9 protein-coding genes are annotated in these 15,367 nt (G+C 45.9%); 2 read left to right on the top strand and 7 right to left on the bottom strand.

What is annotated here, in order from left to right; all coding sequences use genetic code 11:
* Window positions 1-2: 2 nt before the first annotated feature.
* The 3 genes from EJ419_RS04945 to EJ419_RS04935 are packed head-to-tail and all read right to left on the bottom strand — an operon-like array spanning window position 3 to window position 8,022.
* Entirely contained in the window at window positions 3-1,034 is a 1,032-nt protein-coding gene (locus tag EJ419_RS04945; protein ID WP_131284167.1) for an anchored repeat-type ABC transporter ATP-binding subunit, read from the bottom strand.
* Window positions 1,031-2,179, bottom strand: a complete 1,149-nt coding sequence (locus tag EJ419_RS04940; protein WP_131284165.1) for a choice-of-anchor M domain-containing protein — start codon at window positions 2,177-2,179, stop codon at window positions 1,031-1,033. The genes EJ419_RS04945 and EJ419_RS04940 overlap by 4 nt, the downstream gene beginning before the upstream one ends.
* The gene (locus EJ419_RS04935; RefSeq protein WP_131284163.1) at window positions 2,176-8,022 is read right to left on the bottom strand and encodes an anchored repeat ABC transporter, substrate-binding protein; all 5,847 of its coding nucleotides are present in this window, start codon (window positions 8,020-8,022) and stop codon (window positions 2,176-2,178) included. Before EJ419_RS04935 ends, EJ419_RS04940 begins: the two co-directional genes overlap by 4 nt.
* Before the next feature lie 174 nt (window positions 8,023-8,196).
* Here EJ419_RS04935 and EJ419_RS04930 point away from each other — a divergent pair, with 174 nt between their 5' ends.
* Complete coding sequence (locus EJ419_RS04930) at window positions 8,197-8,922, top strand: SIR2 family NAD-dependent protein deacylase (RefSeq protein WP_131284161.1); 726 nt, start codon at window positions 8,197-8,199, stop codon at window positions 8,920-8,922.
* Between the two features lie 23 nt (window positions 8,923-8,945).
* Here the strand turns inward: EJ419_RS04930 and EJ419_RS04925 are convergent, their stop codons facing one another.
* On the bottom strand, window positions 8,946-10,256 hold the full coding sequence (locus EJ419_RS04925) for a threonine ammonia-lyase (RefSeq protein ID WP_131284260.1): 1,311 nt from the start codon (window positions 10,254-10,256) through the stop codon (window positions 8,946-8,948).
* A 597-nt stretch (window positions 10,257-10,853) separates the two neighbouring features.
* Here EJ419_RS04925 and EJ419_RS04920 point away from each other — a divergent pair.
* Window positions 10,854-12,458 carry a ClC family H(+)/Cl(-) exchange transporter gene (locus tag EJ419_RS04920; protein ID WP_338068222.1) on the top strand — a complete coding sequence of 535 codons (1,605 nt, stop codon included), beginning with the start codon at window positions 10,854-10,856 and terminating at the stop codon, window positions 12,456-12,458.
* Between the two features lie 47 nt (window positions 12,459-12,505).
* Here EJ419_RS04920 and EJ419_RS04915 read toward each other — a convergent pair whose 3' ends face one another.
* From EJ419_RS04915 to EJ419_RS04905, 3 genes are all read right to left on the bottom strand, one after another.
* Window positions 12,506-12,880, bottom strand: a complete 375-nt coding sequence (locus EJ419_RS04915; RefSeq protein ID WP_165496237.1) for a fluoride efflux transporter FluC — start codon at window positions 12,878-12,880, stop codon at window positions 12,506-12,508.
* 117 nt (window positions 12,881-12,997) lie between these two features.
* Entirely contained in the window at window positions 12,998-13,798 is an 801-nt protein-coding gene (locus EJ419_RS04910) for a fluoride efflux transporter FluC (protein WP_240680339.1), read from the bottom strand.
* Between the two features lie 26 nt (window positions 13,799-13,824).
* Entirely contained in the window at window positions 13,825-15,132 is a 1,308-nt protein-coding gene (locus tag EJ419_RS04905) for an adenylosuccinate synthase (RefSeq protein WP_131284155.1), read from the bottom strand.
* Window positions 15,133-15,367: the final 235 nt, after the last annotated feature.

The following is a 15,367-nucleotide window of genomic DNA, read 5'->3' as shown; positions in this document are numbered from 1 at the left end:
TCTTACTCCTCGTCCCCTTTAAGTTCCCTGCATGTTTTCTCTTTATTCTCAGCTAGATATATTTCGGCTCGTATATTTTTAGAACTCATATCGAACTCGCTAATCGAGCGCACAGTCGCATCCGGAACATTCATACCTGACGCGCTTTCTTCTTGCTCGCTGGAAACTTGTCCACTAGAAACTTGTTCACTAGTTATAAGCCCTAATGCTGAAAGCAACGGATTCGTCTCGCGTATGCGGAAAGTATCAATCCATACCTTCGCATCTTGTAGTTGCTCACGAGTACCACATGCTTGGACTGTTTGATTAATGAGATATAAACGATCACATTGATTCAGTGCAGAAATAAGATCATGCGTTGTCATAACGACGGCATGACCCTCACGAGCAAGACTTCGAAAGAGATCATTCAGCAATTCTTGAGTTGGCATATCTAGCCCTGTAAATGGCTCATCTAGGAGCAAGATAGATGGCCGCAAAGCTAATGCCCGTGCTACAAGAACGCGTTGGCGTTGTCCACCAGATAACTCACCGATAGGGCGTTGAGCTAAATGTGTTATATCAGCCCGTTTCATAGCTTCTTCAACCGCTTTATAATGTTCCAAACGTGGCCATCGACCAAATTTCAGCATTCCTGTTAAACCGCTAAGAACAGTCTGTCTCACGGTTATCGGGAAATCCCACGCAAATTCATGACGCTGAGGCACATACCCTATTGAACGAGGGTTGAGCTTCGCCCCAAAGGAACTAATGCCCGCATCACTATGATTCATAAGTCCGAGAATTGAGCGCAGTAATGTCGTTTTCCCAGCCCCGTTTGGGCCAATTAATGCAACAAATTCACCTGCATCGACATACAGACTGACATCATCGAGTATGGTTCGTCCGGATGCCGTGACGTTCAAACATCGCACATCTAATGCATGATGAACGTGCTCATGCGTATGGACACGGTTGGAAGTGTCAGCAGTTTTCTGAGTAGATATATGAGATTCTGACGTCTGTGTATTTTTCAGTAGCTTGAACGTATTCATTGTTTGCCCTCCCAACCATTGTTATGTCCTATATTTTTTGAACTCTCTTTTTCTGCTTCCTCCTCGATTTCTTTGCTTGCACGAATAATATTTCGTTTATTTGCACGAGCACGAACGACGACGACGCCCAGAACCACGATGAGAGCAATCGTGCACAGACACGTCAAAACTATTCCAACAAGGTGGGATTGCGATTGCTGAGATGATGAATATTTCGAATGGTCACCTGATTGAGAGCGCGAATCATTGCGCATCGTTTCACGTGAATCATCATTAGTCGTGTCTTGCGAGTGTTCATCTACGCGTACAGTCGCGTTCAATGCCTCTTCAGTAGATGCCGAATCTCCCACGGCAAAGCGCAAGACTGAACTGGCGCATTCCGTTTCTCCAGTCGTTGTCGAAGCACAGAATTTCACAGGAATAAGGCGTATCCCTGGCTGAGTAAATACCCAATTTGCATGAACGTGTGTATTGGCATCCACCCAGATATCCTGACGATTTTTCTTCTGACTATCGAAAAGAATTCGCGGTTTACCAAAAGTACCGTCTTGCACAAACACCCAAGCTCGACCGTGATTAATTTCAGAAGACCTATCATCTGATGAAGCTGACTCTAGACTTAATGTTCCGCCTCTATCCATGATGCCGCTTGCTTGCGGATCTTGTGTATTCCAGCCTAGCCAAACAACGTCTGGATTTTGAGTTTGAGGTATAACCCACCACTTATCTGTCTCATGAGCGCCAAACACGGAGTACTCCTCGCCCTGTGGCGCATCCATTATCGCCGCATCTTTTACCTTAAATACGACATTATCGAGATAACGCCATACAGGAGTATCACCTGAATCGTCACGCGCTAGCAATTTCCATTGTCCGTCAATTATCTTCGGACCTATGTCGACATGACCTATATCAATCGCAGCTTTATCTGTTGATATCATTTCATTATCTGAAACGATGCGCGCATTATCATAATCGCCATCATGCGCGGTGTCATTGTTGTTTGCCCATGCAAGTGGCGCAGAGTTCATAAGCACCACGTTCATAAGCACAGCGCATAGAATGAAGCCCGCTATTTTCGAAATTTTCTTGTATGCAGTACGAATTCCTCGACACGCAGTTTGTAATGATTGTGCTGTATTCATGACTGCTTACCTCCTAAGCATGTCGCTAAAGACCGTGCATTGAAACGCATCATGTCGATATACGTTGATGCATTGTCATCGAGAGTATCGCCATAAAGTGGGCAAATACGCACATTATTTTCCTGAGCAACCGTTTTAAGAACAGACCGCGTACGCGCTAATTGTGGTTCTAAGAAAACTGCAGGAATCTTAAGATCTCTCAATGTGGCAATGAGTTTCTTACGATCGGCAATAGATGGCTCGGTCGATGGATTCGGGGTAACAAAACCAGCGACTGACATGGCATACGCATGAGCAAGGTAGCCGTATGCATCATTAGTCGTGATTAATTGTCGCTTTTGAGGATCAATCGTCGAAATTATTCGAGTCATATCCTCATCTAAGGATTCGAGTTTACGCAGATACTGCTGGGCTTGAGAATGATATTCACGCGCATGCTGAGGATCTTTACGTGCAAGCGTATCTCGAATTACTTTGACATAGGCTCCAGCATTATGAACGTCGTGCCATAAGTGTGGATCGATTTCACCATGTACGTGCTTGCCTAATACCGCTTGGGCAAGAATATACGCGTCCGCCCCTGGGGCTGCGATAAAACGATACTGTTTTTGTGTTGGAACTTGCGTTAAAGTACGCGTTGGCACATCAATAATAACGTCATCTAACTTGAAGGCAGCCATTGACTCAATCTGTGTGGCTTTATCTATTTCCGGTGCATCAATAGGAGTCTTTCCATCAGCTAAGCGATCTGCCATAAGCGTTATGCCACCGTAATTAAGATCAACTGTTACATCCGCATGTCCTGAAGAAATGACATGCCGCCCGTAACGATGAGCCGCTTTTTGCGCATCAACACCCACTGCCAGCATGATACGAGATTGACCTAAATTGATCGGCGTAGTTTTCTCATCTACTCGCAATTTTGCTTGAACGGAAATGATGTAAACACCTGGCCGCATAAAAGCCCAACTCATATGTTGATGCGCATCAGCAGGAAGGGTTGATGTATCAGCCGCATATCCGTCGGACGGATTAAATCCATCTGACGATGCGAAACTTACTTCTGGCGCCCCAAACGTAGTCGTAATATATGCAGCTGCGTCTCCTGGCCCTTTTACAGATGTAACAGATAAATCAATCTGAGAAGAGCGCTTCGCTCCGTATTGTGTGCCTCTACCTGCAACTCTCATCCCAAGCCAGACGGTATCTAACGCCCTATTTTCTACTAGAGGTAAAACAGTAGCTCCAGATTTTGTGGCTTCTTCAGCTAACGATACGGAAGTTGCATTCTCGGGAAGATTAGCATCAAGAGTACGGATAAGTGAATGCTGTTCTAAAAGCAGATAATTTGTTATCGCTACATCCGCATATGCAATGTCTCGAATGGATCTGAGCGAAGGCTCCCAGCTATGCGGATCAGCACCGTTCGGGATTAGCTGAGTTACATTAGCGTATTCGCCAGCAACATTTCGCGCTAAATCTGCCAATATCCCTGTAGTAGTAACGACATTGAGTTTGCGCGTTTGATGAGCATCATTATGGTAATTTTCATTCCACGGTGATGAGCACGCTGACATACTACATACACAAGCGGCGATAGTAATAATCACGATGAGTCGTTTTATTACTTGAATACCCCAATTACGATACTGACCGAAATTATGCAAGCTCTGCAATGCACTACTTTCGTAGGCACCGCACACATTATCCGCATAATGATTGAGTGACCTCCTATATCGTCGTCGTGAACCGTATGCACATAGACCTAGCGTTATTCCCACTACTGCACAGAATGCTACAGTTACAACGCTTAGCGATGTATCAACTCCTGTTTCAGCAAGTGCGCAAGCAGTTCCATCGCTTCGACGCCCAACGGTTTCTTGAACCATTGGTCTACCGTGTTCACCTTGTGAACCAGTAAGGGTTAGGCGACTTACACCAGAATTATTTCCAGAATAGAAACCGCTACCTCTAAGATTGCCAGAGGTTGGCGTAACACGCATTGTTATTGTTACACGATATATGCCAGGTTCTGTAAACACCCAGTTATAGTGCGCATGTGTATGTGCTGGTAGCGTATATGACGAACCTGCCGCGTCGAATACATGAGCTCCCACGCCACTACCAAATGCCCCAGCACTAAAGACTGCAAATTTTCCTGGTCCTGAAACAGAATCAAGAGTAAAGTTAACAGCCCCATTAGTCCGCGCAGACAATTGTGGATGCTGCGAGTTAAGTCCAAGCCAAGGAACACCCGCAATTTGAGTTGATGGAATCGACCATATGCGATGCCCCTCATGCGTCACAAATGACAAGCTCGAAGGTGCGTTAATCTGAGCCGATGACCCTACTGCAAATACAAGCGAGCGCGGGTCTACCCATCGTCCTCCTGCAACACGGTCATCCTTTATACGCGCCACAAGCGTATCGCCTTCTACAACTGGCCCCAGATCGAAATGCCCTTGTGTGGCATTTCCACTCGCCTGTGGTCCAACCGAAAAAGTAAGCGTTGTTCGAGCAGAATTTACAGGTACTCTTGATACATTCTGACTAAGTTCGCGAGCCTCTTGCTCAGTTGCCTCGCGTGTGATTGTCGTTTCACGGCAACCTGACCATTGGTCTGCAAAAGTTGTACTATCTACCTTGACTCCTGCTTGCTCACGCGAATTCTCAGATGCGCGTTCAGATACTTGTGCACGTTTGTCTTTCGCCACAGATCCGTTCTCTCGCTCATCGCCCACGTCAATCGTATACGTGCGCACTTTACTCATAAGTTGAGCTCGATTTTTATCAAAAATTCGTGCTCGAACTTTAAGCACATATCGCCCAGGCTTAGTAAACGCCCAATTTGCATGAGAATGAGCTGGATACGGTTGGAGTATCGTCGACCCGCTTGGTTTAAGGATAAAGCTCTTATCAACTAAGCGTGATTGCGCTCCTGCAAATGCATCATGGATCCACATGGCAATGCGACCATCACGAGGACCAGTATATGAGATATCAAAAGCAGCGCTTTCATACCCAGCTGAAGCAATTTCCTGAGTATCCCATCCTGGCCACAGAACTCGGGAATCCTGAGTCTGAGGGAGCACGTATGCTGATTGCGCTTTTACGATATCAGTTATCGACTGCGGAAGATGCGCGTAATATGCTTGCCTATTAACCCGAAGAAGTACGTCTTCTGGTTGATGAATCACACCAGTTCCAGTAACGTCCTCTTTAAGGTTCAGCTCAACTTCTGCATTATTCTTTAGCGAAACATTGAAAATATCTGCATGCCCACGATCTAGAGTAAGCGAGAATCGTTTATTTTTCTCCCGGTCATTTTGAGTACGCGAAGGATTATCGCTGTGAGAATCGTCATCCGTATGATTTTCCTTCTTATCGGCTGAAGATGCATCAGAATTATTCTCATGACTATGCCGCACACCGTATCGGTTAAAGAAATCTTGTCCGCATGCAGACTTGATTGCATCGTCACCCACGGCGTAATACACGTCATAATAGTCGTACGCGAAATTTCGATAACCAGAATTTTTATCGTACGTTACTTCATAGGAATAGCTCGCTTTATGCAGTCCCGGCTTATTAAAAGTAGTTGCCATATGCCGATGCGTAGCATTTTCAAAGAAAATACTGCGATCAAAATTTGCCGTATCGAGGAGCGTATGAGAACCGTCAAGTATATTTGAATCCCACAGCATCATGCGTCCTGGTCCGGAGAAATCGGATATTTCAGCCTTTACTCCAGGATTGATTATCTTCCTATAATCCAATTCTTGGGTATTCATGCCAAACCAGCCCAAGTCACGATCTTGAATCTGAGGAAGAGTCCATACACGTGATCCCTGTGCGCCCAACTGCTTAAGAACTGATGGTGAATTATCCGACAATGTGTGTGACGCAAAATCAGGAACAGGAATGACAGCTGTATAGCTTTTATGGAATACACGCTGAGAACCTGAATCATCAGCGAGAGTCATATGCAACTGTCCATCGTGAGAATCATGCTTGGCCATAAGATCATAATGTCCCGGGACAAGGCACGAATGAACACGTGGAAGTTCTGGCTCTTCACCACCATCAGAGGACGAGGTGTCAGAACCAAAATCATTATTTATTGATGCTTCTGTAAACTGCTCTGCCGGAATCGAGATAGTAGATGAAGGAGTAAATCCAGCAGGAAGATTGACATCCTTATCGTGGCCTACTAACCAATCAACTGTATATTCAGGGGATTCTACTTTCGTGCCATTTCGCATTGCTACAGTGGCTTGCCAGACCATCGAATAACGCCCAGGTTGTGAGAAAGACCAGTTATAGTGCCCATGGCCGCCTGCTACCAGCGACATACTCATTTTCTCAGGATTCCTCGTATCGAGATCTTGTGCGACGAAATCGCTTCCGCTTCGCCACACGCTCACCCATCCGGGACCTGTGACCTTCAGAAGTTTGAGATTAAGAGAATATGGGTTGACAGAATCAGGCATTTTCCCAGCACCTATTCCTGCCCACACAGGATGATGCCCCTGATACCACTGACCAGGCGCGTTCCATACAATATCACCAGGTTTACCAAGGAATGATAATGCGCCATTCGACGGCAATTTAATTCGAGACACCTCGCGACCATCACGTGTATCGGCATCTGGACCGAGACGTACCGACACCTTGTCAGCTGGTCGAAGTGTCGAGCCATCGATCACACCAATAGATAATTTTTGAGTCGCTTTATCCCAATATACATGGGCAGCGTCAACGTGCGTTCGAGCAAGTAACTCTTTGCCAGTTTTAGGATCTATGGGATGCTCTTGCGGAGCCTTAATTTGTGCAGTATCACCGTTAAAATTCTCTTCTACGCGATGATCAGCACTTTCATCCGCGCTCTGTTTATCAGAATTATGGCTATCGTCTTCTTCCCCGTTAATATGGCCGTTACTATCACTGCTACTATCGCCGTCACTATGATCATCCGAGCCAGCGGGTCCGGGCTCATCACCCGCACTTGATTCTGCGGACGAACTTGAATGTGATCCAGTCTGTGAGCCGGAAGATTCTGAAGTCCCTGCCAAACTACCGTGTGAAGGATTTCCTGATGAAGGAATAGAAGATTGCCTTCCAACCTTTACTCGATATGTGTAATTTCTTGCATTTGAATACGCGCCATTATCACTTTGTGCAAGCGATCTTACTGAAAGCGTGTAATCGCCAGGTTGAGTAAACACCCAATTCATTGAACGAGTGCGCTGACCTTCTTGCACAAGCCAGCTACCCGATGGGGCAATTTCATAACCTTCCCCATCTTCAGACATAGAATGTGCTTCTGAATGCGCATTAACCGAATCTGCACTATTTGAATCCGTGCTGTCAGAGGAATTCGGATTTCCAAGCGCATACATGAATAAACGAGAGCCCGCTGGACCAGTAAATGCTACTTTAAGCATATTTTTTGTGTACTGACTGCGGGTGGTATCCCACTGAAGATCAAGACCGGAAGCTATAGAATCATAGCCCGGCTCAATATCTGCAGTATTATCCACCGCATGCAGTGAGCCTTTGCTTTCTTCAGCAATGTGAATAAGAGTTTCCTCAGGTTCATAGGTGGCTGTTGCCTCTACGACGTTTAAGGAATACGATGCGTCCTCTGAAATATCTTGAGGACTAGTTTGTTGGAAAACGCGGACAGTTCCAGATTGAACCGTATGCTGTGGCTGCTCTGCAGCGCGGGCTGAAACCGGCTGACCTGTTAATGCGAGAGCACATGCAGTGACGAATGCGCAGCTTAGTGCTACGATGCGATTCATCCGCGTTCTAGCATGAGTGCTAGATGGTGCGGTAACCATTATTGTACTTTCTACCGTAATGTAAATGACTACTACGTCATAGTGAATACTATGGGAAATTCGTCATGGTGTCAAGTATCACGGGCACAAAGGCGATAGAATTTTTACAGAAGTAAACTTATGCCGCTCAATTACAGGCATAAGTCATATAATCCGTTATGGGATGAGGCGAGTATGAGTATTGCAGTTTTTACCGGGGCTGGGATTTCTACATCAGTTGGAATCCCTGATTTCCGTGGCCCCGACGGCGTATGGACTAAGCATCCCGAGCAAACGGATGTTTACGATTACGATTTATTTATATCAAATCGTCAAGCTCGCGAATATTCATGGCGCTGGCAAAAAGAATCTGCCGTATGGAACGCGCAACCAGGCCCTGCCCACAAAGCACTCGTTGAGCTAGAAAATGCTGGGGTACTCAGTATTATCGCTACACAAAATTTTGATGGATTACACGAACGGGCTGGAAATTCGGCAGAAAAAATTAGTAATTTACACGGCACGATTGCTTCATCTCATTGCCTTAATTGTGGCGCCGCATATAACACAGCAGACATTATGAGCACGCTTGACGATACACCAGCTCCACGCTGCAGCCTGTGCCACGGAATTTTAAAGACGGATGTGACATATTTCGGCGAGCAGCTACCCGAAGGAGCTCTAGAAAAAGGCGCCTTGGGAATATCTCAAGCAGATGAGCTATGGGTCATCGGTTCTAGTTTAGAAGTTTACCCAGCTGCGTCGCTTGTACCGTATGCAGCGCAACTAGGCAAACGCATTCGCATTATCAACGCCCAGCCGACAGGTATGGATGAGCTCGCGAAAGCGTCTGACATCATTCGCGAGCCCATTGAGATCGTACTGCCTCAGCTAGTACATGACGTTATCGAAGATAACTAAGCGATTCGTATTAGTATACGCGTTTAATATACGCGGTTAACACGGAATCCTTTAGCTTGTAGTGCATCAAGAACTTGCTGGATATGTTCTGGTCCATTAGTTTCCACAGTTACTTCCAGCAATACTGTATTCGTATAATGCGATTGTGCTTTGAACTGATCATGATTGAGCTCGATAACATTAGCGCGTAGGTCTGCAAGAATTTGCGCAATCAATGCCAACTGTCCTGGAGTATCAGGAAGTTCTACGCCAAACTGCATAATGCGACCACGAGTAATCATTCCACGTTGGATAACTGCACCAATAGTCACCGTATCAATATTTCCACCAGATAGAATCGGAACGATAACACGGTTCTTCATATCTGGGACGTCAAGAAGCTTAGCATCCGTTCCATTGTTTTCTAAGGAAGCCACAGACTTGACTTTATCCAGTTCATTCAAAGCGGCAAGAGATACTGCTCCAGCAGCTTCGACCACAAGCTTATGCTTTTCCAGCATGAGCAAAATCATTTCGGAAATATCTCGTTCGGTCACGGTAACAAAACCATCAAGATACTTTTCAAGTAATGCAAAAGTCAAATCGCCCGGTTGCTTAACGGCTACACCTTCAGCAGCAGTATGCACTGAAGACGCAGGATGAACCTCATGCTGACCATCACTAAAGGATTGTTTGAAAGCTTGGGAACCTTCTGGCGTTACACCAATAACGCGAACATGAGGCGCAAAAGCCTTCACTGCCATAGCTATTCCAGCTCCCAGGCCGCCACCTCCAAGCGGAACCAGAATATCCGTCACCTCAGGGCAATCTTGCAAAATCTCAAGAGCAATAGTACCTTGTCCTGTGAGAACCTCATAGTCGTTAAACGGATGAACGAAGATAAGTCCTTGTTCCTCAGATAATTTTGCCGCGTGAGCACTTGATTCATCAAAAACATCACCAACCAGTGCAACTTTTGCACCTAATGCTCTTGTCGCGTCAACCTTAATAGGAGGTGTAATACGTGGCATAACGATTGTTGCCTGTGCCCCACGCTCGCGTGCTGCATAGGCAACACCTTGTGCGTGATTTCCTGCGGAAGCGGTAACAATTCCTTTATCAAGATCTTCCTGAGACAAAGATGCGATCTTATTGTATGCTCCACGCAACTTGAACGAACCTGTCTTTTGTAGGTTCTCCGGCTTGAGGAGTACGCGTGCACCAATGCGATCAGACAGAATTTGCGATTCTTCAAGATGCGTATGCCGTACAACGCCTTCTAAACGCTGAGCTGCAAGTTCCACATCTGCTGCATGATCACGATTTACATATTCATTAATCTGCTCTGGCGTCATTGACATGCCTCCACACTCTTGCTTCGCATTACGTATACTCGTACTCTACGCATACATGCATACATGCATACATGCACACATGCACACGTTTACTTCCGTATCTTCTATATTTAGTGTACCCATAGGAGTGCGTAATTAATTTACTCATGTCTCACATGCCACACTCGCATTGCTAATTCTTTGAAATATTATCTTCTCTGCCACACTAGCGAACTCATGCATCGCAACAATTCAAGTGCATGTAGTATAAAAGCTATAGACTATCGCAAACATTGCGTAAACGAGGCAGCGCAAATGAACAATTCTTCTCATCACAAACCAAATTCGCCTAAAAAAGCGAAGCGCTCTGCCAAGAGCGCTAAGAAGAATGCGTCATCCCCAAAAATACGTTCATCTCGCGCGTCACGAGTGCTTGACTCATCAGCACTCGTTGATGACGATGCACAGGCTTTTGATTTGAATGTGCCAACGTCTAGTAATTCGTCTACGAGTTCGTCCAATAATCCTTCCGATAATTCCCAAGGCTCAGATTCACTCCAGTCACATGATTCATCATCTTTTACTGTCGACGGCGTCCGCCATATAAGACAAGCTCATATGGCGTCATACCGCACGCATATACAAGAGCTACTTTCTGGATCATATCGAAGGCAATGGTCGATTGCTGCTCGAGGCATAGTATGCGGCATTGCTGCTGGACTGCTCGTTGTTGCTTATCGTGCTGCGATTGCTTATGGCAATTCTTGGTCGGTCGGACTCTACGCATATCTCGCTGCTCACCCGTTTATGATTTGCTTGTGGGTTGTAGCAGCCATACTGGCAGCTATCCTTATAGCCAAACTTATCGCGTGGGAGCCGATGGCATCTGGATCTGGAATTCCTCAGGTTGAAGGAGTCCTCTTGTGGGGTCTCAAAATGAGGTGGTGGTCAATTCTTATCGTCCGCTTTACTGCTGGAATCATCTGTGGATTCTTCGGCATGAGCCTTGGACGAGAAGGTCCTTCCATCCAAATTGGTGCAGCGAGCGCTGCTGGAGCTACGTCCCGCATAGAACGAAATGCTATTGAACGCGATAATTTTATAGCTGCTGGAGCTGCCGCAGGCCTCTCAGCTGCTTTTAGTGCACCATTATCCGGTATGATGTTTGCACTTGAAGAGGTATATAAAAGTTTTAATCCCACTGTTTTATTCACAGCAACAACAGCCGCGCTCACTGCTGACCTAGTCTCAAAAATATTCTTGGGTTTTACCCCAGTTTTGCAATTCGCAAATGTTGAACAGCTCGATCTCCATACATATATCTGGCTCATTCCTTTGGGAATTGTTAGCGGCCTCATCGGCTCAGCAACCAATAAAATGCTCCTCGGCACGCAATCCTTATACAACCGCATCCCAAGCATCTGGCGCATCCTCATCGCGCTTGCCATCGCCCTTCCCGTCGGCATGGTATTCCCCTTAGCCTTGGGCGGCGGGGCGAGCCTCATCCAATATGCCGAGCAAGCAGGAGGGACTATTCTTGTACTTGCGTCCCTACTTGCCGTCAAGATGCTCTTTACCTCTACAAGCTTTGGAAGTGGAGTACCCGGAGGCATCTTTTTGCCTATTCTGACCATCGGCGCAGTAGGCGGAAGTTTATTTGCGCGTATTGCGGGACTGTACGATTTAGGAGATTTTTCGGTTTTATCTCGCTACGTCGCTACTTTTACCGTTCTAGCCATGGCGGGAGCTCTTGCTGCATCTGTTAAGGCTCCTATTACTTCTATGCTTCTCGTCATTGAGATGACCGGCTCTCTTGTGCATATGTTCCCAGTTGCAGCTGTCACTTTAATCGCTTTACTCGTATCAGATATTTTGCATATCGAACCTATTTACCATGTCCTTTTAGACCGGTATATGGAGAAGAATTCTCATCAAGAAAACACGGCAGCCGACGACAACAATAGTTCTCATTCTTCTGAGGCAGAATCTGGAATTATTTCCTTGCCAGTCGAATTGGGAAGTAGCATTATCGGCAAATCAATTAGTGATATCACGTGGCCACGGGGTACATCGGTTATTGCAATTCGTCGTCGTGGTAAAGAATTCGTCCCTCATAAGCAAACCGTTATATTCCCAGGAGATGGCCTGGTCGTCATTGTGCCCGGCACTGATTATAAGAAAACTAGCGAAGAAATACGGGCACTGTGTTCATCAGTATATTAACGTTACGCGGATGCGTTTGTGCAAGCACATATTAATACATCCGTGCGCTAATGTATCAGCATAAACACCATAATGGAAAGTATTAATGCGATTACCGGGATAGCGATAGCTACAATGAAATAACTTATGAATTGCGCCCAGTGCTTTGAACGTGCAAGAGTCACTATTTCATTCATCGCTGTCGAAAACGTGGAAAATCCTCCGAGAAAACCAGCGGTCATATATGTATAAACTGGCCCAAAAGATTCACGCACAAATACAAGGGAGGCCGCAAAAAGAATCGCTGCGATTGTATTAATAATCAAAGTAGACACTGGAAACACCGTAGGGTGAGTACGCTTTATAAGCGTATCAGCAATAAAGCGAGCTACTGCACCGCATCCTCCACAGCAACTAATAATGAGAAGCGCAGTAATATCCATACTCAATTTCTCCTCCATACAGCTCTGAATTCTCTGGAACCTCTGAACGTCATGGTGTCTCTGGACTCTCTAACCTCGCTGAAACACTCAAACATTTCTCGTGCCATTCTTTGTATCTCAATGTTTGCGTTTGCGACGAGAATGACGAACTGAACTCGTGGAAGATGCGCGCTCAGTGCTATTTGCGGCTTTAAGATCATTATGATTAGCTTTCTCGCGACGTTGCATCTGAGCAAGAGGCTGAGACTGAGAAAGAGACGGCGCCTGAGAAAGAGTCGACACATTATGACGACCTGCATGACGGCCACGTTTGCGTAAGTTGCTCTTTGTGGAATTATCCTTTGACGAACCACTTTCTTTTGATTTACGCCCTCGCGCATCCACACGAGCTCCAGAGATAAGGGAACCGATAGCATTGCCCAAAATTGACCCCAGCAGAGCAAAAAATACGCCTGATAGAAGCGAAATGATTGCATACACCCAACCATACTGCCCTGCGGTAATTTCTAATGCCAATGTGGACATGGTAGATAGTCCACCACAAAAACCCATACCAAGAGCACGAGAGGTTAACTCACCAGCTCTTTTCGCCCTAGAAGTAGAATTTACAGCACTCAACGTCTGTGCCAAAAGTGCAGAAAGCAAGGCATAAACAAAACATGCTATAAGATTTGCCGTTAATGTACCCCAATGGATACTTAATGGCTGCGGCAAAATATTGAGTGTACGCCCCAATACATAGCGCGTAGCCGTGCCACAAGAGCCACCCAAAAAGACAACGATATAAATCCATATATCTGTCAGCGGGTTATCAGAACGACTACGCAGAGCGTCACGGTCATTCATTCGTCGACCGGCAGAAGTTTTCCTTCTATCGCGTTTGACCATAGCATGTTTCGCCATTTTATGTTTAGCCATAGCAGTGATGCTCCAGCTAAAACGCTTTAGTCCTCGTCAATTAAAGAATGTACCGAAATAATATGATCTCGCTGAGGGCCTGTACCAATTGCCGAAATGCGGCAACCTGATAATTCCTCAAGACGGTGAACATAATCCTGAGTTGTTTGTGGCAAATCTTCGAAACGATGGACCTGCGAAATATCCTCACTCCAGCCAGGCATCTCTTCATAAATTGGAGTTGCGCGGGCAAAAGCATCTTGGTCAGTTGGCATATCATCATAACGAGTATGTGAACCGTCTGGATTTTCCACATCATATGCCACACAGATTGGGATCGTCTTTAGGCCTGTTAATACATCAAGTTTAGTGAGCACGATATCAGTCAAACCGTTAACCTGCACGGCATATCGGTTAACCACTGAATCAAACCAACCGCAACGACGAGGACGACCTGTGGTCACGCCGTATTCGTGTCCCTGAGCGCGAAGCCATTCACCATCTTCGTTCTCAAGTTCTGTAGGGAATGGTCCTTCACCCACACGTGTGACGTATGCCTTAGAAACGCCAATCACGCGCGAAATCTTTGTAGGGCCTACTCCGGTTCCCGTGCAAGCACCGCCAGCAGTTGGGTTAGATGACGTTACATATGGATATGTACCATGGTCGACGTCAAGCATAGTTGCTTGTCCACCTTCGAAAAGCACTACTTCGCCACGGTCAAGTGCTTGATTGAGTACAAGAGATGTATTAGCTACATATTTGCGAATCTTTTGACCCAAATCTAGCAAATGCTCAACAGTTTCATCGATATCGATAGCACGCTGATTATAGAGCTTAACAAGCATCTGATTCTTCTGATGCAAAGAAGCTTCTACTTTATCGCGCAACACTTCCGGTGTATACAAATCGTGGACACGGATACCTACACGGTTAATCTTGTCAGCGTACGCTGGCCCGATACCGCGACCGGTAGTTCCAATCTTACGTTTTCCAGCATAACGCTCGGTTACTTTATCAATAACACGATGATATGGCGCGATAATATGAGCCGAGTCTGAAAGAAGTAGCTTCGAGCAGTCAACGCCTCGAGCTTCAAGCCCCTCGATCTCTTCAAGAAGGACTTCAGGATCGACAACAACACCGTTGCCAATTACAGGCGTCACATTTGAATTAACAATACCGGATGGGAGCAGATGTAAAGCGTACGATTCCTCGCCTACAACAACCGTATGGCCTGCGTTGTTACCACCATTAAAGCGTGCAACATAATTAACCTTGCCACCAATTAAATCGGTAGCTTTACCTTTGCCTTCGTCGCCCCATTGTGCACCAATGAGAATAATGCCTGGCATAACTGCCCTCCCAGCAATCGAAAAGAATTACATATCGACAATACCCTGAGCGCTCTACACTCTGAGTGCTCTGCGAAAGCGCTGATTATGAGTTTGCTGATGAGGCCACGTTATCGAGTTAGCCACGTATTGGCTCTAATACCTTTATACAAATGCGTGGAAGTACCCATTCATGAGTACTTCCACGCTTCGCATAACTATCTGTAGTTATATATTCAAATATATACAACAAACC

The organism is Alloscardovia theropitheci (assembly GCF_004332295.1).
Classification (GTDB): domain Bacteria; phylum Actinomycetota; class Actinomycetes; order Actinomycetales; family Bifidobacteriaceae; genus Alloscardovia; species Alloscardovia theropitheci.
This window is presented reverse-complemented; position numbering and strand designations above follow the sequence as displayed.

Bases quoted from the DNA above. Each gene is read 5' to 3' on its own strand.
- EJ419_RS04905 (WP_131284155.1), bottom strand. From the start codon at position 15,132: ATGCCAGGCATTATTCTCATTGGTGCACAATGGGGCGACGAAGGCAAA.
- EJ419_RS04920 (WP_338068222.1), top strand. From the start codon at position 10,854: ATGGCGTCATACCGCACGCATATACAAGAGCTACTTTCTGGATCATAT.
- EJ419_RS04945 (WP_131284167.1), bottom strand. From the start codon at position 1,034: ATGAATACGTTCAAGCTACTGAAAAATACACAGACGTCAGAATCTCAT.
- EJ419_RS04910 (WP_240680339.1), bottom strand. From the start codon at position 13,798: ATGGCTAAACATAAAATGGCGAAACATGCTATGGTCAAACGCGATAGA.
- EJ419_RS04930 (WP_131284161.1), top strand. From the start codon at position 8,197: ATGAGTATTGCAGTTTTTACCGGGGCTGGGATTTCTACATCAGTTGGA.
- EJ419_RS04935 (WP_131284163.1), bottom strand. From the start codon at position 8,022: ATGGTTACCGCACCATCTAGCACTCATGCTAGAACGCGGATGAATCGC.
- EJ419_RS04915 (WP_165496237.1), bottom strand. From the start codon at position 12,880: ATGGATATTACTGCGCTTCTCATTATTAGTTGCTGTGGAGGATGCGGT.
- EJ419_RS04925 (WP_131284260.1), bottom strand. From the start codon at position 10,256: ATGACGCCAGAGCAGATTAATGAATATGTAAATCGTGATCATGCAGCA.
- EJ419_RS04940 (WP_131284165.1), bottom strand. From the start codon at position 2,179: ATGAATACAGCACAATCATTACAAACTGCGTGTCGAGGAATTCGTACT.